22 protein-coding genes and 1 tRNA gene are annotated in these 21055 nt (G+C 64.7%); 8 read left to right on the forward strand and 15 right to left on the reverse strand.

What is annotated here, in order from left to right; translation table 11 throughout:
- The first annotated feature begins 20 nt into the window (after window positions 1-20).
- Window positions 21-1061, forward strand: a complete 1041-nt coding sequence (gene gtdA / locus A3AS_RS0104675) for a gentisate 1,2-dioxygenase (RefSeq protein WP_018316437.1) — start codon at window positions 21-23, stop codon at window positions 1059-1061.
- 123 nt (window positions 1062-1184) lie between these two features.
- Here gtdA and A3AS_RS0104680 read toward each other — a convergent pair whose 3' ends face one another.
- The 4 genes from A3AS_RS0104680 to A3AS_RS0104695 form a co-directional block, all read right to left on the reverse strand.
- Complete coding sequence (locus tag A3AS_RS0104680; RefSeq protein WP_026201672.1) at window positions 1185-2006, reverse strand: ABC transporter permease; 822 nt, start codon at window positions 2004-2006, stop codon at window positions 1185-1187.
- A complete protein-coding gene (locus tag A3AS_RS0104685) occupies window positions 1999-2772 on the reverse strand; it encodes an ABC transporter ATP-binding protein (RefSeq protein ID WP_018316439.1) in 774 nt (257 codons plus the stop codon). Before A3AS_RS0104685 ends, A3AS_RS0104680 begins: the two co-directional genes overlap by 8 nt.
- A 187-nt stretch (window positions 2773-2959) precedes the next feature.
- Window positions 2960-3964: an ABC transporter substrate-binding protein gene (locus A3AS_RS0104690; RefSeq protein WP_018316440.1), complete on the reverse strand. Its 1005-nt coding sequence runs from the start codon at window positions 3962-3964 to the stop codon at window positions 2960-2962.
- Between the two features lie 35 nt (window positions 3965-3999).
- Window positions 4000-5364 (reverse strand): FAD-dependent oxidoreductase, encoded by a 1365-nt coding sequence (locus tag A3AS_RS0104695; RefSeq protein ID WP_018316441.1) that lies wholly within the window; start codon window positions 5362-5364, stop codon window positions 4000-4002.
- A gap of 111 nt (window positions 5365-5475) precedes the next feature.
- On the opposite strand from A3AS_RS0104695, the gene A3AS_RS0104700 reads away from it, so the two are divergent.
- Both A3AS_RS0104700 and A3AS_RS0104705 read left to right on the forward strand, forming a co-directional pair.
- Window positions 5476-6360, forward strand: a complete 885-nt coding sequence (locus tag A3AS_RS0104700) for a LysR family transcriptional regulator (RefSeq protein WP_018316442.1) — start codon at window positions 5476-5478, stop codon at window positions 6358-6360.
- 175 nt (window positions 6361-6535) lie between these two features.
- Window positions 6536-6781, forward strand: a complete 246-nt coding sequence (locus tag A3AS_RS0104705; protein WP_245283144.1) for a hypothetical protein — start codon at window positions 6536-6538, stop codon at window positions 6779-6781.
- A 3-nt stretch (window positions 6782-6784) separates the two neighbouring features.
- Here A3AS_RS0104705 and A3AS_RS0104710 read toward each other — a convergent pair whose 3' ends face one another.
- Window positions 6785-7588 (reverse strand): enoyl-CoA hydratase-related protein, encoded by an 804-nt coding sequence (locus tag A3AS_RS0104710; protein WP_018316444.1) that lies wholly within the window; start codon window positions 7586-7588, stop codon window positions 6785-6787.
- A 148-nt stretch (window positions 7589-7736) separates the two neighbouring features.
- Between A3AS_RS0104710 and A3AS_RS0104715 the strand changes: the two genes are divergently transcribed.
- On the forward strand, window positions 7737-8711 hold the full coding sequence (locus A3AS_RS0104715; RefSeq protein WP_026201674.1) for a ketopantoate reductase family protein: 975 nt from the start codon (window positions 7737-7739) through the stop codon (window positions 8709-8711).
- 3 nt (window positions 8712-8714) lie between these two features.
- Here A3AS_RS0104715 and A3AS_RS0104720 read toward each other — a convergent pair whose 3' ends face one another.
- Complete coding sequence (locus tag A3AS_RS0104720; protein WP_018316446.1) at window positions 8715-9392, reverse strand: alpha/beta family hydrolase; 678 nt, start codon at window positions 9390-9392, stop codon at window positions 8715-8717.
- A gap of 126 nt (window positions 9393-9518) precedes the next feature.
- Between A3AS_RS0104720 and A3AS_RS0104725 the strand changes: the two genes are divergently transcribed.
- Window positions 9519-10664, forward strand: a complete 1146-nt coding sequence (locus A3AS_RS0104725) for an acyl-CoA dehydrogenase family protein (protein WP_018316447.1) — start codon at window positions 9519-9521, stop codon at window positions 10662-10664.
- 6 nt (window positions 10665-10670) lie between these two features.
- On the opposite strand, the gene A3AS_RS0104730 is transcribed toward A3AS_RS0104725, so the two are convergent.
- Window positions 10671-11651: a helix-turn-helix domain-containing protein gene (locus A3AS_RS0104730; RefSeq protein WP_018316448.1), complete on the reverse strand. Its 981-nt coding sequence runs from the start codon at window positions 11649-11651 to the stop codon at window positions 10671-10673.
- Window positions 11652-11790: 139 nt separating this feature from the next.
- Here A3AS_RS0104730 and A3AS_RS0104735 point away from each other — a divergent pair, with 139 nt between their 5' ends.
- Window positions 11791-12516 carry an alpha/beta hydrolase gene (locus A3AS_RS0104735; protein ID WP_018316449.1) on the forward strand — a complete coding sequence of 242 codons (726 nt, stop codon included), beginning with the start codon at window positions 11791-11793 and terminating at the stop codon, window positions 12514-12516.
- 43 nt (window positions 12517-12559) lie between these two features.
- Here A3AS_RS0104735 and A3AS_RS0104740 read toward each other — a convergent pair whose 3' ends face one another.
- From A3AS_RS0104740 to A3AS_RS0104750, 3 genes are all read right to left on the reverse strand, one after another.
- On the reverse strand, window positions 12560-13699 hold the full coding sequence (locus tag A3AS_RS0104740; protein WP_018316450.1) for an amidohydrolase/deacetylase family metallohydrolase: 1140 nt from the start codon (window positions 13697-13699) through the stop codon (window positions 12560-12562).
- A gap of 132 nt (window positions 13700-13831) precedes the next feature.
- Entirely contained in the window at window positions 13832-14959 is a 1128-nt protein-coding gene (locus A3AS_RS0104745; protein ID WP_018316451.1) for a DUF2252 family protein, read from the reverse strand.
- A gap of 263 nt (window positions 14960-15222) precedes the next feature.
- Window positions 15223-15299 (reverse strand) — tRNA-Arg (locus tag A3AS_RS0104750).
- A gap of 142 nt (window positions 15300-15441) precedes the next feature.
- Here A3AS_RS0104750 and A3AS_RS0104755 point away from each other — a divergent pair.
- Both A3AS_RS0104755 and A3AS_RS0104760 read left to right on the forward strand, forming a co-directional pair.
- Window positions 15442-15795, forward strand: coding sequence for a VOC family protein (locus A3AS_RS0104755; RefSeq protein WP_018316452.1), 354 nt, complete (start codon window positions 15442-15444; stop codon window positions 15793-15795).
- Between the two features lie 106 nt (window positions 15796-15901).
- Window positions 15902-16195, forward strand: coding sequence for a GYD domain-containing protein (locus tag A3AS_RS0104760; protein ID WP_018316453.1), 294 nt, complete (start codon window positions 15902-15904; stop codon window positions 16193-16195).
- 57 nt (window positions 16196-16252) lie between these two features.
- Here A3AS_RS0104760 and A3AS_RS0104765 read toward each other — a convergent pair whose 3' ends face one another.
- The 5 genes from A3AS_RS0104765 to A3AS_RS0104785 form a co-directional block, all read right to left on the reverse strand.
- Window positions 16253-17209: a tripartite tricarboxylate transporter substrate-binding protein gene (locus A3AS_RS0104765; RefSeq protein WP_018316454.1), complete on the reverse strand. Its 957-nt coding sequence runs from the start codon at window positions 17207-17209 to the stop codon at window positions 16253-16255.
- A 125-nt stretch (window positions 17210-17334) separates the two neighbouring features.
- Window positions 17335-17706, reverse strand: coding sequence for a cupin domain-containing protein (locus A3AS_RS0104770; protein ID WP_020508622.1), 372 nt, complete (start codon window positions 17704-17706; stop codon window positions 17335-17337).
- Window positions 17707-17723: 17 nt separating this feature from the next.
- On the reverse strand, window positions 17724-18611 hold the full coding sequence (locus tag A3AS_RS0104775) for a hypothetical protein (RefSeq protein ID WP_157644204.1): 888 nt from the start codon (window positions 18609-18611) through the stop codon (window positions 17724-17726).
- A gap of 136 nt (window positions 18612-18747) precedes the next feature.
- A complete protein-coding gene (locus tag A3AS_RS0104780; protein WP_018316457.1) occupies window positions 18748-19386 on the reverse strand; it encodes an RraA family protein in 639 nt (212 codons plus the stop codon).
- A 19-nt stretch (window positions 19387-19405) separates the two neighbouring features.
- Window positions 19406-20923, reverse strand: a complete 1518-nt coding sequence (locus tag A3AS_RS0104785; protein WP_018316458.1) for an AMP-binding protein — start codon at window positions 20921-20923, stop codon at window positions 19406-19408.
- Between the last annotated feature and the right edge of the window lie 132 nt (window positions 20924-21055).

Genomic DNA, 21055 nt, shown 5'->3' on the forward strand with positions numbered 1-21055 from the left:
AAACGAACGGGAGCGCCGCCATGGAAGCCGTGACCAAGACGCCGGAACGCGAGGCGTTCTACAAGAAGATCGACGGCGAGAATCTCACCGCGCTTTGGACGGTGATGAGCGATCTGATCACGCCGGAGCCGAAAAGCGCCTGCCGGCCGCACCTCTGGAAGTTCGACGTCATCCGCGACTACATGACGGAGGCCGGCAAGCTGATCACCGCCAAGGAAGCCGAGCGGCGCGTGCTGGTGCTGGAGAATCCCGGCCTGCGCGGCCAGTCCAAGATCACGACCTCGCTCTATGCCGGCGTGCAGATGGTGGTGCCCGGCGACGTCGCGCCGGCGCACCGGCACAGCCAGTCGGCGCTGCGCTTCGTGCTCGAAGGCAAGGGTGCGCATACCGCGGTTGACGGCGAGCGCACCGCGATGGAGCCCGGCGACTTCATCATCACGCCGTCGATGACCTGGCACGACCATTCCAACGAGACCGATCAGCCGATGTTCTGGCTGGATGGCCTCGACATTCCGCTGGTGCAGTTCTTCGACTGCTCCTTTGCCGAAGGCTCCAAGGAAGACCAGCAGAAGATTACGAGACCGGCCGGCGACAGCTTTGCCCGCTACGGCCACAACCTGTTGCCGGTCGACGTCAAGCGGAGCTCGAAGACCTCGCCGATCTTCAGCTATCCCTATGCCTACACCCGCGAGGCGCTGGAGAAAGCCAGGACGAGCCAGGAGTGGGACGCCTGCCACGGGTTGAAGCTGAAGTTCAGCAATCCCGAGACCGGCGATTTCGCCATGCCGACCATCGGCACCTTCATCCAGCTGCTGCCCAAAGGTTTTAACACCGCGCGCTATCGTGCGACCGATGCCACCGTGTTCTGTCCGATCGAAGGCCGTGGCCGCAGCCGCATCGGCGATGCCGTGTTCGAATGGGGCCCGCGCGATCTGTTCGTGGTGCCGAGCTGGCAATGGGTCACGCACGAAGCGGATGAGGATGCCGTGCTGTTCAGCTTCTCGGATCGCCCCGGGCAGCAGAAGCTGGATCTGTTCAGGGAGGATCGCGGTAACGCGTGAGGCACGCCGGTCTCGTAGGGTGGGCAAAGGCGCACTTGCGCCGTGCCCACGCGCCTTCGCGACTCATGAAGGAATGGTGGGCACGCTTACGCTTTGCCCACCCTACGGCAGCGCGGATTGTGGCTACCGCCAGTGCAACAGCCTAAGCTCCAGCCAGCCGATCACCTTCCCGACCGCCAACCCGAACACCGACAAAATCACCACGCCCGCGAGCAGCTGATCGGTCTGCATCAGATTGCCGGCCTGGAGCACGAAGGCGCCGATGCCGTATTGGGCGCCGATCATCTCGGCGCTGACGACGAGGAGCAGCGCGACGGAGGCGGTGATGCGGAAGCCGGCGAGGATCGCGGGCAGCGCGCCGGGCCAGACCACCTTGCGCACGATGGTGGCGAAGGGAACGTTGAAACTCTGCGCCATGCGGATGAGGTTGCGCGGCACCGCATCGACGCCGCTATAGACCGAGATCGCGGTCGAGAAGAACACACCGAGCGCGATCGTCGCGATCTTCGGCTCTTCGCCGATGCCGAGCCACAGGATCAACAGCGGCAGCAGCGCGATCTTCGGGATCGGGAACAGCGCCGAGATGAAGGTGATGCCGACACTGCGCGCCAGCCGCGACAAGCCGATGGCAAAGCCCACGGCGACGCCGGCCGCCGTCCCCAGCAGCCAGCCGACGCCGATGCGCAGCAGCGATGCCGACAGATGCTGCCAGAGCGCGCCCGAGATCGCGAGCTGGTAAATCGCGCGCGCGATCGCCGATGGCGCCGGCAGAAACAGGGGATTGACGAGGCCGGTGCTGCCCGCCGCCTGCCAGATCGCGATGACGAAAGCGAGCGCGATCCAGCCGCCGAAACGGCTCGACGCGGGCACGAAGCCTGCGCCACGAAAGCGAACGCGCCGCGTCGCGCTATCCTTCGCAGTGTCAGCCGCCGCGCGATCAAGCATGCTGGACCTCGCGCTCGGCATCGATGGCTTCGTTGCGGATCAGCGACCAGATCTGGTTCTGCAGCGCCAGCAGTTTTTCGCGCGCCGCAGCTTCGCCGCGCTCGCTGCGCGTCATCGGCACGGTCACGACCTCGCGGATGCGCCCCGGTCGTCGCGACAGCACCACGATGCGATCGGCCAGCCGCGCGGCCTCTTCGAGATTATGGGTGACATAGACCGCGCCCATGCCGCCATCGGCGAGCAGGCGGACGAAATCCTCCATCAGGAGTTCGCGGGTCTGCGAATCCAGCGCCGACAGCGGCTCGTCCATCAGCAGAATGGCGGGCTTCACCGCCAGCGCGCGCGAGATGCCGACACGCTGGCGCATGCCGCCGGAGAGCTGCTTTGGGTAGGTTTTGCGGAAATCGGTCAGGCCGGTGCGGCGCAAGGCATCGTCGACCAGCGCGCGGCGCTGCGTGGCCGAGAGCTGGGTGTGCAGCAAAGGGAATTCAACGTTCTCCTCCACGCTCGCCCAGGGCAGCAGCGCAAAATCCTGGAACACGAAGGTGAGCGGATTGAGGCTGTCCGCCGGCGGCGCGCCGCGCAGCTCGGGCGCGCCGGAGGTCGGCTGCAGCAGGCCACCCAGTATGGACAGCAGCGTGCTCTTGCCGCAGCCGGAGGGCCCGACGATCGCCACCACCTCGCCGGCGCTCACCGTGAAGGAGACGTCGTCGAGCACGGCGAGGTCGCCGAAGCGGTGGGAGATGTGGTTGGCGATCAGGTCCATGGGGAACCTTCAACTCTCAACCCGTCATCCTGAGGTGCGAGCATTGCGATGCGTATGCATCGCGATGAGAGCCTCGAAGGATGAACGGCCGAGGCGCATCCGGGCCGTACGCCCTTCGAGGCCCACCTTGCGGCACGCCGCAAGGTGGGCACCTCAGGGTGACGGGGATAGTTGGGAGTACGGGGCATCAATCCGCCTTCACATAGTCCTTCGCGATGATCGCATTCGCGTCAAAACCCTTGTCGGCAAAGCCCTGCTCCTGGAGCCATTTGATCTGGTTGTCGACGTTCTTCACGTCGAGCTTGCCGTCGGGATCGATATAGGCGCAATTGCCGACCACCTGCTCGACCGGGAGATTGGTGTACTTCGCGATGATCTCCAGCAGCGGCTTGGTCTTGTCGTTGATCGGGGCGACGCCATCCTTCATCGCGGCGAGGATGACGTCGTGATATTCGCGGTCGGCCTTGGCGAGTGCGCCGAGCAGCTTTGTCACCAGCGCCTTGTTGGTCAGTGTCTTCGGCGAGGCGAACACCGCACCCAGCTGCCAGGGCGTCTCGTCGCCGACCCACCCCAGGAATTTCGCGCCGCCTTCGTCCGTGAGCTTGCGCGCGGTCGAGATCGGCAGCAGCGCCGCATCGACGGTCTCGCCTTTCAGTGCGGCCGCCGCATTCGACAGCGATTGCAGCGGCACGATCTTCACGTCCGCAAGCTTGAAGCCGTATTTGTCGGCGAGCAGGCCAAGCGAATAATGGAAGGAGGAGCCGACCTGCGTCATCGCCACGCGTTTACCCGCGAGGTCCTTCGGCGTCTTCAATCCGGCTGCGTAAGCGTTGTTGCTGGCGAAATAGCCGATCAGGGGATAGCCGGCTTTCTCGCGGCTCATGCCGCCGATGACCTTCAGCACGCCCTTGCCGGCGAGATTGTAGAGACCGGCGGTGAAGGCGGTGATGCCGAAATCGACGTCGCCCGAGGTCGTCGCGACCGCGATCGGCTGCGCCGCGTCGAAGAATTTCAGCTCCACCTCGAGGCCGGCCTCGCGGAAATAGCCCTTGTCCTGCGCGATGAAGACAGGCGCGGAGGACGACAGACGGAGCACGCCGATCCTGGCCTTCAGCGCATCCTCGGCATGGGCTGCGCCCATTGCCATGATCGCCAAAAGACTGGCTGCCGCGAGCCGCGCAATTCCGATCATCCCGTTTCCTCCGCCGTCGTTTATCTTGCAGTCCGTTACAGGCCCTCGGGCACCGGCTGGTCCCGTCCGATGAAGGCGCCCTGTTGTTTCAACGTTTCCTGCAACTTTTCAATGGGGATTTCGCGCGGGATCCGGTTTCCGGAGAGCGCCAGCGCAGCGGCGGAACCGGCCGCCTCGCCCATCACGAAACAGGCACCGGAGACCCGCGCCGCCGACTGCCCCTCATGGGTCATGGAGGCGCAGCGGCCGGCAACCAGCAGGTTGTCGACGCCTTCGGGCACCAGCATGCGGTAGGGCAGCTCGTTGTAGCCGCGCGATTCCGGGATCGGCGGGAAGGTGAAGACGACGTCGCCGGGCACGTGAGCCTCGATCGGCCAGCCATTGACGCCGATGGAATCCTCGAACGAGGCGCAGCGGAGCACGTCCTCGCCGCTGAGCTGGTAGCCGCCCTTGATGCGACGGGTCTCGCGGATGCCGAGCTGCGGCGGCAAATCGACGATGTAGGATTTTTCAAAGCCCGGCACGGTGCGCAGGAACTCGTACGCGGCGAGCGCCTGCTTGCGGCCCTCGATCTCGCCGCGGGTGAGATCGTCGGGCTCGACGCCGTTGATGGCATGGCCATCCTCGCGCGCCACTTGCGTAAAGTTCACCCGCCATTCGATCCCGGATTTCTGCGGCCGCACGATGGCGCTCTTGCGCGGAAATTTATGCGTGCCGGCCGCGATGGCCTCTTCCATCAATTGCGGGATGGTGCGCCAGGCATCGCCGGCCTTGTCGGGGTCGATGCCGTTGAGACGGAGCATCATCGAGGGGTACATGGGATGGCCGTGCGCGTCGCCGATCTCGAACGGGGCGCCGGCCCAGACCGCGAGGTCACCGTCGCCGGAGCAGTCGATGAAAATCTCCGATCGCACCGCCTGCCGGCCGGCCTTGGTCTCGACCATCAGCGCGTCGATGCGGCTGTTGTCGCTCATCACGATGCCGGCGCCGAGCGCGTGGAAGAGGATGTGCACCCTGTGGCTTGCGAGAAGTTGATCGGCCGCGATCTTGTAGGCCGCGGTGTCATAGGCCTGCGCAAAAACCTTGCCGAGAATCAGATGCGGGGTGTTGAGGCCGTTCAGCCGATCGATCCGCGCCAGCAGCTCGGACGCCATGCCCTGCACGAGGCGATGGGCCTGACCGTAGACATTGCCATGCAGACCGCAAAAATTTGTGACACCGGCCGCGGTGCCCATGCCACCGAGAAAGCCGTAGCGTTCGACCAGCAGCGTCTTTCGCCCCGCGCGCGCCGCTGAAGCCGCAGCCACGATGCCGGCCGGGCCGCCGCCGAGGACGACGACTTCATATTCGCCATAGAGCGGCACCTGGCGTGCCGGTTCTTCGATCATTGTGGCCCGCATGGCGCGTCCCTTCCCAAATTCCTTTGCTTGGGAGCGACTATGAATTAGCTCGCACCGAGGTACAATCCACCAAAATACGCGATCAGCTTTTGCAAATCGAGAAAGGTCGACATGGACATCCTCGTGAACCTGCAAGCCTTTCTCGCCACCGCGGATGCCGCCGGCTTCTCGGCCGCAGCACGCAAACTCAATGTCTCGACCTCGGTGGTGGCAAAACGCGTCACGCAGCTCGAGGCGCGGATCGGCACGGCACTGTTTCACCGCTCGACCCGGCAGTTGCGGCTGACCGAGGCTGGACAGCGCTATGTGCATCGCGCACGCGGCGTGGTGACCGATGCCACCGACCTGCTCTCACGCATGGGCGAGAAGGGCCACGATCTCGTCGATCATCTGCGCATCAAGGCACCGACCTCGCTGACCGTCGCCCGGCTCGCCGACGCCTTCAGCGCGTTCCAGACCCAGAACCCGAAGCTGAAGCTCGACATCGTGCTGATCGATCGCCCGGTCGATCCCGTCACCGAAGGATTCGACATCGCCATCGGCGCCTTCCCGCATTCGTTCGGCGGCGTGGTCGACGAGCCGCTCTGCGCGCTGAAGCGGCTGCTCTGCGCATCGCCCGCCTATTTGAAGAAGCACGGCACGCCAAAGCATCCGCGCGATCTCGTCGAGCATCGCTGCCTCAGCTTTCTGCCCACCGGCCCGGAATGGATCTTCGACGGACCGCGCGGCCGCATCAGCATCCAGGTCAGCCCGCTGCTCTCCTCCAACGAGGGACACGTGCTGGCGCGCAGCGCCATCGCCGGCAACGGCATCGCGCTGCTCTCGCATTATCTCGTGGCCGATGCCTTGCGCGACGGCACGCTCAAGCCGGTGCTGCGCGACTTTCCGATTCCGGAGCTGTGGGTGAAAGCCGCGATCCCCGAGCGGCGGCGCAATGCGGCGGCAGTGCAGGCGCTGCTGACACTGCTGAAAACGTCACTGGCGCCGTCGCTGTAGGCCGGATCATTTGTGAGAGGGCCGTAGCCCGCATGGAGCGCAGCGGAATGCGGGGACACCGGCCCCGGATTACGCTTCGCTTCATCCGGGCTACACGCCCGCCAAAAGACGGTTGCCCGGGAATGACGGACCTGACAGAAGTGCCCGCATGGATTCGCTACTCTTGAAATTCGCCTTGCCCGCCCTGACCGCTCTCGCGATCTCAACCACCGCTGCCTCGGCCCTGGAGCAGAACTGCCGCTTCATTCAAACCAAACCCGAGCGTGAAGCCTGCTACAAGCAGCAGGAGGACGAACTCGCGGCGAAGCGCAAGCCCGTTACGCCTGCCAATGACGGCCAAACACTCGAAACGCTGCGCCAGATGCGGCAGGACGACGACGCCGTCTATCGCAGCATCAACAACATCTGCCGCGGCTGCTGACGCTCAGCCCTTCCCCCCACTCCAATTTCCCGCCCGCTTCTCGGCGAACGAGGCCAGCCCTTCTGCAGCCTCCGCGCTCTGGCGCTTGAGTGAATGCAGCTGCACGAGTCGCGTGTAGGCGGCATCGTCCACCGCCATGCCGCCGAACGAGCTCTCCAGTGCGAGCTTCTTGGTCTCGGCCATCGCCTCCGGCCCGTTGGCGAGCAACTGCTCGACGACCTTCGCGCCTGCGGCTTCGAGATCGGCGAGCGGCACCACCTCGTGGACGAGGCCGATGCGGCGGGCGTCCTCAGCGCCGAAACGCTCGCCGGTCAGCGCGTAACGCCGCACTTGCCGGACGCCGATGGCGTCGCAAAGCTGCGGGATGATGATCGCGGCGGTCAGGCCCCAGCGCACCTCGGTGATCGAGAACAGGGCATTGTCCGCGGCGATCACGACGTCGCAGGCCGCGATCACGCCGGTGCCGCCGCCGAAGCAGCCGCCTTGCACCAAAGCGACCGTCGGGATCGGCAGCGTGTTCAGCCGCTGCACGGCTTCGAAGGTCGCGCGCGAGGCCGCCTCGTTCGCCTCTGCCGATTGCGGCCGCACGCCGTTGATCCATTTCAGGTCGGCGCCGGCCTGGAAATGCTTGCCGTTGCCCCTCAGCACGACGACGCGAAGATTCGGCTTTTTGCCGAGATCGTCCATCGCCGCGAGCACGCCCGCGATCAACGCGCCGTCATAGGCGTTGTTGACCTCCGGCCGGTTCAACGTGACGGTCGCAACCCCACGCTCATCGAGGGTCCACAGCACGGGGCTGGCAGTCATCGGCGATCCTCCGGTTGTTTGCTGCGCACTATGGCCGAGGCAGCGCATGCCGATCCATATCTTTCCAGCGTGGGGCGGCCGCGTCCATCGCATGGCGGCTTGTGTCATGCTGCCGCCCGGTGGCACCAAGGGACAGGACGGAATCATCATGCGCATCTGCATTTTCGGCGCGGGCGCCGTCGGCAGCCACATCGCGGTCCGGCTGGCGCGCGCCGGTCATGACGTTTCGTGCGTGATGCGGGGGGCGCATCTGGAGGCGGTCCGGGCAGGTGGCCTCAAACTGCGCGTCGGTGATTCCGAGGTCTCCGCCAAGGTGAACGCCTCGGGCGATCCGGCCCAGCTCGGGCCGCAGGACGTCGTGATCTCGACGTTGAAGGCCACTGCGCTGCCGGGGCTGGTCGCCAGCATCAAGCCGCTGCTTCAGGACGACACCGCCATCGTCTTTGCCCAGAACGGTATCCCCTGGTGGTACGGGATCGGCCTGCCGCCGCGGCATCCGGCGCCGCCGGACATTTCCTTCCTCGATCCCGGCGGGCGCTTGCGCAGCTGCATCCCGAAGGAGCGGATCATCGGCGGCGTCGTCTTCTCCTCCAACGAGGTGACGGCGCCAGGCGTGGTGCACAACCTCACCCCGGACCGAAACCGCCTCTTGATCGGCGAATGCGACGACCGCAATTGCGAGCGCATCACCAGGCTTCGCGGCGTCTTCAACGACGCGCGGCTGGAATCGCCGCCGGTCGCCGAAATCCGCGAGGCGATCTGGTCAAAGCTGCTGACCAACATGTCGCTATCGGTGCTGTGCCTGCTGACAGGCCAGACCGCACGCGGCGTGCGCGACGATGCCGCCTTTGCGGAGGTCATCCCGCGCATGCTGAACGAGGCCAACGACATCGCTCAGCACTTCATTCCCGAAGTCAAGCGCGTGACGCGCAGCGGGCCCGCCCCCAATCACAAGCCCTCGCTGCTGCAGGACTACGAGCTCGGCCGCGCCATGGAGATCGACGTGCTGGTGAGGGCGCCGGCTGCCTTCGCGCGCACCGCCGGCCTGTCGACGCCGACGCTCGACCTGATCGCCGCGCTGGCAATCCAGAAGGCGCGTGACAAGGGGCTTTATGCGGCGTGAAGCTCAGGCGAGTTGGTCAATCCAGGCCGCGAGCGTGTCGAGCACTTCTGTGAGCGCCTCTTCATTCGTCCGGCCGGACTTCTTCAGCACCGCGAAGGAATGATCGCCGCCTTCGACCTCGTGCAGCGTCGCCTTCGCGCCGAGCGCCGTGACGACGGGCCTGAGATGGCCGAGATCGGCAAGCCCGTCCCGCGTGCCCTGCAGGAACAGCATGGGGATCGTGACCCCCGCGAGGTGCTCGGCACGCTCGGACGACGGCTTCTTGGCGGCATGCAGGGGGAAGCCGAGGAAGGCGAGCCCTTTGACGCCTTGCAGCGGCGCCTTCGACTGCGCCTGCGAGGTCATGCGCCCGCCGAACGATTTTCCGCCGGCGACAAGCGGCACCCCAGGACACTGCCGCGCCGCCTCCGCGACCGCCGCACGGATGGCGGAGTGCGCGACCGCCGGCTGGTCGGGGCGCCCCTTCTTCTCTTCCATGTAGAGGAAATTGAAGCGGAGCGCCGCGATGCCGCGATCCGCGAGTCCTTCTGCGGTCTTCGCCATGAAGGCATGCCGCATGTCGGCGCCCGCACCATGTGCCAGCACGTAACAGGCCCTCGCGCCGTCAGGCTGCGTCAGGATCGCTGACACCGTGCCGATGTTTTCGATGTCGAGCTTGAGCTCTTGAGTTTTGACAGCCACAATCGATCATCCTGACAGACGCGTTTCCGGCCGCCTTGGTAGCGTCACCGGCGCAGCCTGAAAACACAATAATTGCCGCGCCCGGCTGGCCTACCAAGCCGGAACTGCGCATCAACCGAGGTAACCATGTCCTACCGCTCCTCCTGGATGACCGAAGAGCTCGACGTCTTTCGCGACCAGTTCCGGAAATACCTCGCCAAGGACCTGGCGCCGCACGCCGAGAAATGGCGTGAGCAGAAGATGGTCGACCGCTTCGCCTGGCGCGGCCTCGGCGAGATGGGCGCGCTGCTGGCGAGCGTCCCGGAGGAATATGGCGGCCTGGGCGCCACCTTCGCCTATGACGCGGCGGTGCTGGACGATCTCGAAAGCACGGTGCCGGAGATGACGACCGGCGTCTCCGTGCACAGCGCCATCGTCGCGCATTACATCCTCAATTACGGCTCGGAGGAGCAGAAGAAGCGCTGGCTGCCGAAGATGGCCTCGGGCGAGATGGTCGGCGCCATCGCCATGACCGAGCCCGGCACCGGCTCGGACCTGCAGGCCGTCAAGACCACGGCGAAGAAGCAGGGCAATTCCTACGTCATCAACGGCCAGAAGACGTTCATCACCAACGGCCAGGCCGCCGATCTCGTCATCGTGGTCGCGCGCACCGGCGACGCCGGCGCCAAGGGCATCTCGCTGATCGTGGTCGAGACCGCAGGCGCGGACGGCTATAAGCGCGGGCGCAACCTCGACAAGATCGGCCTGCATGCCTCCGACACCTCGGAACTGTTCTTCGACAACGTCACCGTGCCGCCCGAGAATTTGCTCGGCAAGGAGGAAGGCCAGGGTTTTGTCCAGCTGATGCAGCAATTGCCGCAGGAGCGCCTTGCGCTCGCGGTCGGCGCCGTCGCCTCGATGGAGCGCGCGGTCAAGCTCACCACCGACTACACCAAGGAGCGGAAAGCGTTCGGCAAGCCCCTGATGGATTTCCAGAACACCGCCTTCAAGCTCGCCGAGCGCAAGACCGAAGCCATGATAGCGCGCGTCTTCGTCGACTGGTGCATCGAGCGCCTGGTCGCCGGGGATCTCGACACCGTCACGGCGTCGATGGCGAAATACTGGTGCTCGGAGAAGCAGGTCGAGACCGCCGACGAATGCCTCCAACTGTTCGGCGGCTACGGCTACATGCAGGAATACCCGATCTCGCGCATCTTCATCGATTCCCGCATCCAGAAGATCTATGGCGGCACCAACGAGATCATGAAGCTGCTGATCGCGAGGTCGTTGTAGCTCGATTCATTGCGCACGCCAGTCACGCGGCCGGCAGCCGAAGCGTTGCTTGAAGCGCCGCGTGAAGTGCGACAGGTCCGAGAAGCCCCAGTCGAACGCGATGGCGCCGATCGCACGATCCGCCATCGCAGCATCCCTGAGATCCCTGGCCGCGCCGTCGAGCCGATGGTCGATGACGTATTCGGTGAAGCTGGAGCCCGATCGCGCCAGCAGCTTGTGCACGTAGCGCTCGCTGATGCCCACGGCATCGGCGACATCGGCAACCGCAAGCCCGGGCTCGCGGAGCCGCCGGTGAATGGCACGTTTCAAGGCCAGCGTGGTGGTATCGGCGAGATTTTCCGACTCGGCAGCACCTGCCCGGCTGCGACGTGACAGGCTCACGGCAACCAGCTCGATCAACGCCCGGAACAGAAGCACGCCCTCATCCTCGGTCATGCGCAGCGCCCCGTCGCTGAGCGTGCGCGCCGTCTCGACGATGAGATGGCCGACGAAGGGATCGTCGGACACGCGCACCGCAGCGACATCGAACGAAACGGGCAGCCGTTCGCGCAACGCCTCAGCCGGCACCCAGAACGAGGCGACACGCAATTGCGGACCACGATCGTGCAAAAGCGCGAACTGCTGGTCGCTGTCGAAGATGCCGACCTGTCCGGGCGACAGGCTGATCTCGCGATTTCCTTGCAGGATGCGACAGCGGCCGGCCAGCTTCAGATTGAGATAGAAGCAGCTGCGGTCGGACGCCGCGATGTCGGCTGCGGAACGGCGCACGACGTGTTCGGGAAAGCTGACGCGGTTGATTGCGGCGTCGCCGAGACGGACGTGCTCGACGCTGGCGGGAAAGCCGGCTGCCGCCGCCGGCTCCGGCGTCAGATTCATGAAAGCCTGGCAGATCGCCTCGCGATAATAGGCGAATTGCTCCGCTGGCCGGACGCCCGCGGTGTCCCAGGCCGATTGGCGTGACGGAACGGCGCGCTCGATCTGCTGCATCGGTTCACTCCGAGACCAATCCGGTTCACTCCCAGCCAAGCAACGAATTCGTTACCGGTTCAGGTTTGCTGCGCGGCCACACTGCCCCGCCAAGACCATCATGCGCCGATCTAACCACACCCTCGGGAGGAGCCACAACATGTCCACCTACGTTCTCGTCCACGGCGCCTGGCACACCGGCACCGAGTTCGAGCCTGTCGCCGCCCCCATCCGCGCGGCAGGCCATCAGGTCCATACCCCCACCATCAAAGGCAACCGTCCGGGCGATGCCAAGACGACCGGGCTGAAGGAAGCGATCCAGTCGATCGCTGATTATCTTGCCGAGAACAATCTAAAGGACGTCATCCTGCTCGGCCATTCCTATGGCGGCATGGTCATCACCGGCGTTGCCGACCTGGCTCCCGAGCGGATCCGCCGCCTGGTCTATTGGAATGCCTTCGTGCCCAACGACGGCGAATGTCTCAACGACATGGTGCCGCCGCATTATATCGGGCTGTTTGACGCGATCGCGGCCGAGCGCGGCGACGGCTCGGTGGTCTTGCCTTTCCCGGTCTGGCGCGAGGCCTTTATCAATGATGCGGATATCGCGCTGGCGCAGAAGGCCTACGACGTGCTCAATCCGCATCCCCTGGCGACCTTCACCGACAAGATCGCGCTCAAGACCAATCCAGCCGAAATGCCGCTGGCCAAATCCTACATCAACTGCACCGAGGACACCGCCATGCCGCACAGCCATCCCTGGCATCCGCGGCTGTCAGAGAAGCTCGGCCTGTTCCGCCTGGTGCAAGTGCCGGGAAGCCATGAGCTGTGCTTCTCCGATCCGGCACGGCTCGCCAAAGCGATCATGGAGGCGGGACGCGACTGACAGGTGAATCCCGTGGCGACGCTCACGACCGGTGAGCGCCGCCTCAGTTCGGATGCCACCAGCGGCCGCCGATGACGACGCCTTCGGAGACGATCTTGCGGTCGCCGATCAAATGCTCGCCGACGACGTCCTCGTAGTCGAACTGGCCCTGCCTGACCGTAACAAGCGTGGCGTCGCCGACGCAGCCGGGCTTGAGGCTGCCGAGCTCGGGGCGGCGCAGCGCCATCGCCGCATTCACCGTCGAGGCCGCGATCACGTCGGATAGCTCCATGCCCATGCAGAGGAATTTCGACATGGTCGTGACCTGGTCATAGGCCGGGCCGTCGATACAGAGCTGGTGGATGTCGGACGAGATCGTGTCCGGATAGAAGCCGTTCGCGAGCATCGCGCGCGCGGTCTTGAACGCGAACGAGCCCTTGCCGTGGCCGATGTCGAACAGCACGCCGCGCTCGCGCGCGTCCAGCACCGCCTTCTTCACCGTGCCCTGCGCGGTTGCCGGCGTGTTCGGGAACGGGCGGAACGCATGGGTCAGCACGTCCCCGGGACGGAGGCGTGCCAGCACCTCCTCATAGCTCGGCGGCGGATGGTCGATATGCGCCATCAAGGGCATGCCGACCTCGTTGGCGACCTCGATCGCGATGTCGAGCGGCACCGCGCCCGAGGTACCCGAGGAATGCAGGCCCACGCGGACCTTGATGCCGACGATGAGATCGCGGTTGGCATCGGCCACCTTGGCCGCCTCGATCGGGTTCATCAGCCGCAGCTCCTCGCTCTCGCCGACCATGATCCGGTGCGAGAAGCCGAAGATGCCGGCATGGGAAACGTGCAAATAAGCGAGGATGCGGACCTGGCTCGGCTCGATCACATGCTTGCGGAAGCCGGCGAAATTGCCGGGCCCGGCGCTGCCGGTGTCGACCGCGGTAGTGACGCCGGAGAGGCGGCAGAATTCCTCGGCATCGATGCCGAGCGAGGTGCCGCCCCAATAGACATGGGTGTGGAGATCGATCAGCCCCGGCGTCACGATGTATTTCGAAGCGTCGCGCACATCCGTGCCCGGATCCGCCTTGAGCCCGGTCCCGACCGCCGCCACCTTGCCACCGGCAAAGGCGACATCCATCACAGCATCGAGCTTCTGGGAGGGGTCGATCACTCGGCCCCCGCGCAGGATCAAGTCGAAAGTCATTTTTGTCTCCGGACGTGGCATGGCGGGCGCGGGCCAAGCCGCTTCCTGCCTCTTTCAAATGCCCTATAGCAAATCTTGCACCAATCGAGCAAAGCACGGGGGACAATCGAGAGCGGGGCCGGCGCTCGCCGGTCAACCGTGCCTGCGCCACGCCCTGAAATCGTCCTCGACGAATGCGGCGGCGGCCTTTGCAGCGGCATGGAGCCAATCATTGTCGCGCTTGCTCAGATCTGCAGCGATCCTCTCCGATGCACCCTTGGCGGCATGAATGGCGCCGATGTCGAAGCCCATGACGTTGAGCAGATCGAGCTCCAGGCTCATGTTCGCGTGATCCCCGAGATTGATCTTGCGGGAGTCGGGCGCAAGGCGCCGGATCACGAAGCCACCCCGACGTTCGAGCGCGAGGTGTGGATCGGGAGCTCGATACGGAGCTTTGGCGAGATCAAGGAAGCGCAGCCTGCCCTGCTGGTCATGCGCCCAATCCCAGGCCGACGGCACCAGCGCCTTGGCTTCCCTGACGATCTGGCCGCCGCACCAGTCGGCGATGACGAGAAAACGCGGCCGGCCCAGGCTGCCGACACCTGCCACGCGCGTCGCGAAGCGACCGGATGAGGCGCCGGGTGGTAGTTTCTTGCGGAGGGCTGCGGCAACAGGGGACGGTGGCTTCGCCCGCGGGTAGTTCTTCACATCGTCCCAGAACTCCTGACGTTCGTCGTCGGTGCATGCCACATAAGCGCGCATCCAGCTCGCCTGCTCATCCAGTAGCGAGGGCAGCGGCTTCTTGAGACCCTTCTTGTAACCATCGAGAATCGCCATGGCGGCGTCGCCATTGCCGACATGGGTCATGGCTCTCGCCTTCTTTTTCCTGGCCTTTGGCGCCAGCCGCGCGCTCGTCGCCAGGCGTACGAGATCGAAGGGATAGGCGATGCTCGCGGCCTCGTCGAAATCGTTGACGCCCCAGACGAGACGTCCCTCCGCGTCGCGCCAGGTGCCGAAATTCTCGATATGAGTGTCGCCCACGGACGGCACCCGCGGCGCGTCCTTCAACTCCGGGCAGAGCGCTTCGATACACCTGGCCCAGCGGAAGAAAGTTGCACGAAGGAAGACGAACGGGTCATCTTTCATCTTCTTGTGCTTTTCGTCGAGGTCGGGCTCGACGACAGTGCATTGGGAACGCAGCCAGCGCTCGAACGCCTTGTTGTCGCCCAGAAATGAACGCGGCTCGATCCCGCCGCTTCTGTTTGACGTTTGCTTGATCACGGCCAGAGCTTCCTGAAGCGAGTGATGATGAGCGAGCCCTGTGGAAATGATTGCTGCGAGCTGCTGCGCAGGGCGTCCAGATCTTCAATTACAAAGCGAGCAGGATACCCCCGCCGCTACCCTTCCGCTAGCCGGGACGACATGACCTTGCCATCGTCAGCGGCGGGATGACGGGCGAACACGAGGGCGAAGCCGAAGGATTGGGGAAGGCGCACGCAAGCCCCCTGGGGGCGGCCCGCAATCACGTCAAGTATCTGAGATATTGGCGATCCCGGGAAGACTCGAACTTCCGACCTACGGTTTAGGAAACCGTCGCTCTATCCGGCTGAGCTACGGGACCGCGGAACCCGTGGGTACGGGTTCGATCCCGTCATAGCAGAGCAAAATGCGGTTCGCCAGCCGTCAGGCGGGCCAGACCATCGTCAACCTGAACGGGGCGGCTATACAATCGCTGCCAGGCCCCCCTCAGCGGAGCAGCTCACATGATCGAAAGCATCAGCGCCATCACGCTCGGCACGCATGACATGGAGGTCGCCGTGCACTTCTACCGATCGCTGGGGTTCGAGCTCCTGTATGGTGGCGAAGCCGCCGCATTCACGAGCTTCCGCGCCGGCAGCGGCTATCTCAATCTGACTGCGCAACCGGAAGACAAGCGCTGGTCCTGGTGGGGCCGCGTCATCTTCTACGTGGCCGATGTCGACGAGACCTACGCACAGGCGCGCGCTGCCGGGTGGCAGCCGTCGACCACGCCGCGCGATGCGGAATGGGGTGAGCGCTACTTCCATCTCACCGACCCCGACGGCCATGAGCTCAGTTTCGCACGGCCGTTGTCCTGACCGAATAAGTCGCATCTGCTGACGTTCCAACGCGCAAGTAGCGCTGTCTCAGCCGCCGTGGCAAGCTCAGCGCGGTTTCCTCAAGTCCTAACCAGGGAGGACGACCATGGTAACCTATGTTGTGCTGTCGAACTTCACGGATCAGGGAGTCCGCAACGTCAAGGACTCGCCGAAGCGGGCAGACGCCTTCAAGGAGATGGCCAAAACGTTCGGCGTGACTGTGAAAGAGATCGTCTGGACGCAGGGACGATATGACGTTGTGACCGTTCTCGAGGCTCCAGATGAGGCTGCCGCGATGTCGCTCAGCCTGAGTCTCAGCGCACTCGGCAACGTCCGCACCGAAACGCTGCGCGCGTTTTCGGCAGCGGATATGACAAAGATCGTCGGCAAGATGCTCTGACGCTCAGGCCCGCGCGAGCGCACCGGACCCGGGATGGCAATCCCGGGCAGAGGCCTCTCACGCCCTGATATTGTTGTCCTTCACGACCTTGCCCCAAGTGGCGACCTGCTTGTCGAAGAAGGTCTTGAAGGCGGCGCCGTCCTGGAGCAGCAGCGTCATGTGCTGGGTGTCCTTGAGCTGGGCGGCGGTCGCGGGCTCGCTCAGGATCTCCTTGGACGCCGCCGCGAAGGCTGCGACGATATCGGGCGGCGTGCCTGCGGGCGCGAAGATGCCCCACCAGGCCAGCGTCTCGAAATCGGGAAAGCCCGCCTCGATCGCGGTCTGCGTATCCCCCAAGGCCGGCAGCCGCTCGCGGCCGAGCTGCAGGATCGGACGCAGCATGTTGGTGCCAAGCTGGGCGGCGACCAGCGCGGCCGATCCCGCGATGAGATCGACATGGCCGCCGAGCACGTCGTTCATGGCCGGGCCGCCGCCGCGATAGGGCACGTGCATGATCTCGACCCCGGCCTTGCTGCCGAGCACGGTCATGGCGAGATGGCCGAGCGTGCCGATGCCGACGGACGCATATTTCACCGCGCCCGGGGTCGCCTTGCAGGCGGCTACCACATCGGCAAAGCTCTTGTAGGGGCGGCCGGCGCCGGCGGCGATCACATAGGGCGCAGTGCCGATCAGCAGCACCGGCATCAGCTCGCGCTCGACGTCGACCGGCGGCTTGTCGAGGATCGACGGAATCACAGCATGGGAATCGAACGTCACCAGGAACGAGGTGCCGTCCGCCGGGCTCTTGGCGACCTGCGCCGCGCCGAGCGCGCCCGCGGCGCCCGACTTGTTCTCGACCACGACGATGCGACCGAGCTTGGTTTGCAGGCTGGCCTGCAGCAGCCGCGCCATCGCATCGGTCGAGCCGCCCGGCGGAAACGGCACCACCAGCGTGATCTTGCCGGCCTGCGCCATCGCCGGCGTCAATGCGAGAATGGCCGGTGCAGCCAGCAGCGTGCGTCGTGTGATCGTCATGGTCCCCTCCCTTTTTGGTTTCAGCGCCCGGCTTTTGCTCTTTGGCGCTACAGCATGATCCGGAAAAGTGTGCAGCGGTTTTCCGATAAGATCATGCTCAAGAAAATACCCTAAGCGCGAAGCGCTTAAGTCGTCCCGAAGCCCGACCCCGCTTTCTTGTATTCTGGCCGAGGCGGACTGAAGATGTCCAGCACCCGGGCCCCATTGGGGCCGGCGCGCATGGTGTGCGGCACATTGCCCGGGGTGCGCCAGAAATCGCCCTTCGTCACGGCAATTTCCTCATCGCCCTGGACGCGGATGGCGGAGCCATCGAGCAGCACGCCCCATTGCTCCTCGGGATGATGGTGCAGCGTGCCCTGCGCATGCGGCGCCAATGTCACCACCGACAGCATCGCCTGCTCGCCGGAGAAGATGCGCGTGGTCACCCCCGCCGCGAGCTCGCGGAACAGCCCGTCGCTGGGATCATCGATATTGTGGAATTCTTCCTTCTGACTCACGTCATTCTCCCTTCGTTTCATCTTGCTGCCGACTGACGTACGGCGGCCACGAGCCGGTCTTTGAACTCGCCCCTTAAGGTCACAAACAAGCTCGACCATCTCCGGCTCTTGAACTCGCAGCCGCCTCGTGGACAATATTCTTCGTCGTGATAGTCCCCGAAAACGACGCCAAGCAAAGTCATTCGACGGCCCCACTGGCGAAAGAGGGCGCTTCCTGATGCCCCGAACTCGAACTCGCAGTTCGTTTCAAATGTCTGCCAATCCCTCACGTCGCGGATTTGGCACTCCTGGATCGTCTTGTTGAACGGCCCGTCCTTGTCCCTCTTTCCTGTGGCTTCGATATCATAACCGACAACTGCCAGAACACGCTCCAGCTCCACGAGAGTTTCGGGCTGCTCATATATTTCGTACGGCGTCACATCTGCGGGAAATCTAAGTCTTGCGACGGCCCAATCGACGCTGCCCTGCCTCGGTGCAGCATCGACGCAGGTGCCCATCCATAGAGCTGCCGACAAGGGAATGATCCGCTTCTCCGCTCCCAAATAGTATTCGAATATGCACTTCTCTGGTGACGTATGAGGCTTGCAAGCGTCCCGAAACGCGTGAGCCACCGTCGTGATCACGTCGCGCGCTCCGGTGACTTGAGCGCTGCTGGCTCCGCCGGGACATCGTAGGACTCCACTTGCCGCGAAGCGCTTTCCCACCTCACCTTGGGACAGCCCCGTTACCTTTGCATAAGTCTCCTCCGTCATCCGCCGTTCCGCATCCGTCAAAGCGACAGTGCCGATCGCCGGCGTGGGATGAGTGTTGGTGGCCTCGCGCATTTTCGCCGAGCTGACCTCGTTGCTTCCGGACATCCACAGAAGGAGGAAGCTGGGCAGGACGATCGCGTAATTCCTCATCATGTAAAGTAGCCTGAGCATCAAAAAGCATGAGAGAACTTTGGCCGAAACAAAGGTCGTGAATCACTTTCGAAAATAGCAGATGGCTGACGTCGGCTTTCGATCAGTTCAGCCATTGCCTTGACTTAAGCCCGCCTGATCAAGTCTTGCCATAAGAGCCCTGATAACGGCCCTCGCGGATCGCCTTCAGGGTCTCTTCCTCGCGCGCGACCTGGGCGCGGACCGCTTCGAGCAGCGCCGCGGCGCCGGCGGCGGGAAACGACACCACGCCGTCCTCGTCGCCAACCACGATGTCGCCGGGCGCAATCACGCTGCCGCCGATCGTGACAGGCACGTTGATCTCGCCGGGACCGTTCTTGTAAGGACCGCGGTGGATCACCGCACGGGCGTAGCAGGGGAAGTTGTCGGCCGCGAAGGCCGCGACATCGCGGATCGCACCGTCGATCACATAGCCTTCCGCTTTGCGCCATTGCGCGATGTTCTTCATGATCTCGCCCACCAGCGCGCGCGTCTCGTCACCACCGCCATCGACCACGATGACGTCGCCGGGACCGACCAGCTCGAGCGCGCGGTGGATGGCGAGATTGTCGCCGGGGCGCGTGCGCACCGTGAAGGCGGTGCCCACCAGCTTAGCCCCGCGATGATACGGTTTTAGCCCGACCGCGCCGGGCAGCCGGGCGAGATTGTCTGAGATGACCGAGGTCGGCGCACCGCGAAAACCCTCGATGATCTCGGCCGGCGGTTTCGGCACGCTGTTGGCTGCGATCGTGATGGTCATGTCCAAAAATCCTTCCTTCTTAATCGGCGTGCGCCCGCGCCTTCGCCGGCATGATCCGGAAGGCGCGCCCTTCCTTCATCCACGCCGCGCGCTCGTCGCGCAACAGTGTTCTGCGAACCTTGCCTGAATCATCGCGCGGCGGGGCGCCGACGATCTCGAAGCTTTCCGGATGCTTGTAGCGGCTGAGCCTGTCCTTCAAGAACTCCGCCATGCCGTCGGCGATCGCCTGGCCGTCGGCATCGCCCTCCGGCTCGATGATGGCGTGCACGCGCTGGCCCAATTCCGGATCGGGCAGTCCCACCACGACGCAGGATCGCACGCCGGGAGACTCAGAGACGGCAGCCTCGACCTCGGCCGGATAGATGTTGGCGCCGCCGCGCAGCACCATGTCGGCGAGGCGGTCGCCGAGATAGAGATAGCCTTCCGCATCCAGCCTGCCGATATCACCGAGTGATTCCCAACCATCGCTGCGGCGCTTCGGCTCGGCGCCGAGATAATGATAGGTGGCGTCCCTGCCGTCATTGTTGAGGAAATAGATCTCGCCGGTCTCGCCGGGCGCGACGTCGTTGCCGTCCTCGCCGATAATGCGTAAGCGCGCCATCTCGCCGATCTTGCCCACCGAGCCCTTGTGCGTCAGCCATTCCGTGCCGGAGATGATGCATGAGCCTTGCCGCTCGGTGCCGCCATAGAGCTCCCAGATCCGCTCGGGGCCGAGCCAGGCGATCCAGTTCTCCTTCAGCCAGGGCGGCATCGGCGCCGCCATGTGGAAGACGGTCTGAAGGCTCGACAGATCGTAGGCGTTGCGCACCTGCTCCGGCAGCGCCCAGATCCGGTGCATCATGGTCGGCACGAAATTGACCCATTGCACGCGCTCGCGTTCGATCTGCCGCAATGTCTCCTCGGCGTCGAACTTGACGAGACCGGTGAGCTGGCCGCCGGTGAACAGGGCGTAGTGCGACACGATGAACGGCGCATTGTGATAGAGCGGTCCCGGATTGAGCAGCGAGACCCCGAAGGGGATGTTGAGCGGCGGCGCGGCGACCGTGTCGGTCACGGCCGGCTGATGATCGAGGATCACTTTCGGCCGGCCGGTCGAGCCGCCCGAGGTCATGGCTTTCCAGTAGCGCGCCACCGGCAGCGTCAGCGCCTGGTCCGAAAATCCTTCCGGCACGAAATCCGCAGGCAGGCGGTTCGGCGCGTTCCAGTCAGCCTCGCCGCCGACCACCAGCGCCGGCTTGAGGATGTCGAGCACCGCGGCGGCCTCGCCGCGCGGCAGCCGCCATGACAGCGAGGTCGGCGTCGCACCGCACTTCCACACCGCAAAGGAGGTCTCGAAAAACGCATTGCCGTTGGGCAATCCGATCGCGACGAAGTCGCCGGGCTTGACGCCTTTGGCCATGAACGCCCGCGCGCGCCGGTTGGCGCCGCGCTCGAGCTCGTCCCATGTCAGCGTGTCCTGCCCGTGACGGATTGCAATCGTGCCATGTGGTTTGCGTTCAGCGTACCAGCGCGGCACGTCAGACAGGGGCAGCAGCATCGGGCGTTTCCATTTCGTTTCTTGGGGTCTTTCTTGGCGCCGCCTCAGGTGAGGCGCTCGCAAGGCGAAGTGTAGCAGCCCGCCGGGGCGGCGCTGTGACTCACGCGCCACGTCAAGCACAAAATGTCATCA

The sequence above is a fragment of the Bradyrhizobium sp. WSM2793 genome (assembly GCF_000379585.1).
Lineage (GTDB): Bacteria > Pseudomonadota > Alphaproteobacteria > Rhizobiales > Xanthobacteraceae > Bradyrhizobium.

What these genes read in the sequence shown, in the direction of transcription:
- gtdA (WP_018316437.1), top strand. Translation starts at nt 21, where the DNA reads ATGGAAGCCGTGACCAAGACGCCGGAACGCGAGGCGTTCTACAAGAAG.
- A3AS_RS0104680 (WP_026201672.1), bottom strand. Translation starts at nt 2,006, where the DNA reads ATGCTTGATCGCGCGGCGGCTGACACTGCGAAGGATAGCGCGACGCGG.
- A3AS_RS0104685 (WP_018316439.1), bottom strand. Translation starts at nt 2,772, where the DNA reads ATGGACCTGATCGCCAACCACATCTCCCACCGCTTCGGCGACCTCGCC.
- A3AS_RS0104690 (WP_018316440.1), bottom strand. Translation starts at nt 3,964, where the DNA reads ATGATCGGAATTGCGCGGCTCGCGGCAGCCAGTCTTTTGGCGATCATG.
- A3AS_RS0104695 (WP_018316441.1), bottom strand. Translation starts at nt 5,364, where the DNA reads ATGCGGGCCACAATGATCGAAGAACCGGCACGCCAGGTGCCGCTCTAT.
- A3AS_RS0104700 (WP_018316442.1), top strand. Translation starts at nt 5,476, where the DNA reads ATGGACATCCTCGTGAACCTGCAAGCCTTTCTCGCCACCGCGGATGCC.
- A3AS_RS0104710 (WP_018316444.1), bottom strand. Translation starts at nt 7,588, where the DNA reads ATGACTGCCAGCCCCGTGCTGTGGACCCTCGATGAGCGTGGGGTTGCG.
- A3AS_RS0104715 (WP_026201674.1), top strand. Translation starts at nt 7,737, where the DNA reads ATGCGCATCTGCATTTTCGGCGCGGGCGCCGTCGGCAGCCACATCGCG.
- A3AS_RS0104725 (WP_018316447.1), top strand. Translation starts at nt 9,519, where the DNA reads ATGTCCTACCGCTCCTCCTGGATGACCGAAGAGCTCGACGTCTTTCGC.
- A3AS_RS0104730 (WP_018316448.1), bottom strand. Translation starts at nt 11,651, where the DNA reads ATGCAGCAGATCGAGCGCGCCGTTCCGTCACGCCAATCGGCCTGGGAC.
- A3AS_RS0104735 (WP_018316449.1), top strand. Translation starts at nt 11,791, where the DNA reads ATGTCCACCTACGTTCTCGTCCACGGCGCCTGGCACACCGGCACCGAG.
- A3AS_RS0104740 (WP_018316450.1), bottom strand. Translation starts at nt 13,699, where the DNA reads ATGACTTTCGACTTGATCCTGCGCGGGGGCCGAGTGATCGACCCCTCC.
- A3AS_RS0104755 (WP_018316452.1), top strand. Translation starts at nt 15,442, where the DNA reads ATGATCGAAAGCATCAGCGCCATCACGCTCGGCACGCATGACATGGAG.
- A3AS_RS0104760 (WP_018316453.1), top strand. Translation starts at nt 15,902, where the DNA reads ATGGTAACCTATGTTGTGCTGTCGAACTTCACGGATCAGGGAGTCCGC.
- A3AS_RS0104765 (WP_018316454.1), bottom strand. Translation starts at nt 17,209, where the DNA reads ATGACGATCACACGACGCACGCTGCTGGCTGCACCGGCCATTCTCGCA.
- A3AS_RS0104775 (WP_157644204.1), bottom strand. Translation starts at nt 18,611, where the DNA reads ATGATGAGGAATTACGCGATCGTCCTGCCCAGCTTCCTCCTTCTGTGG.
- A3AS_RS0104780 (WP_018316457.1), bottom strand. Translation starts at nt 19,386, where the DNA reads ATGACCATCACGATCGCAGCCAACAGCGTGCCGAAACCGCCGGCCGAG.
- A3AS_RS0104785 (WP_018316458.1), bottom strand. Translation starts at nt 20,923, where the DNA reads ATGCTGCTGCCCCTGTCTGACGTGCCGCGCTGGTACGCTGAACGCAAA.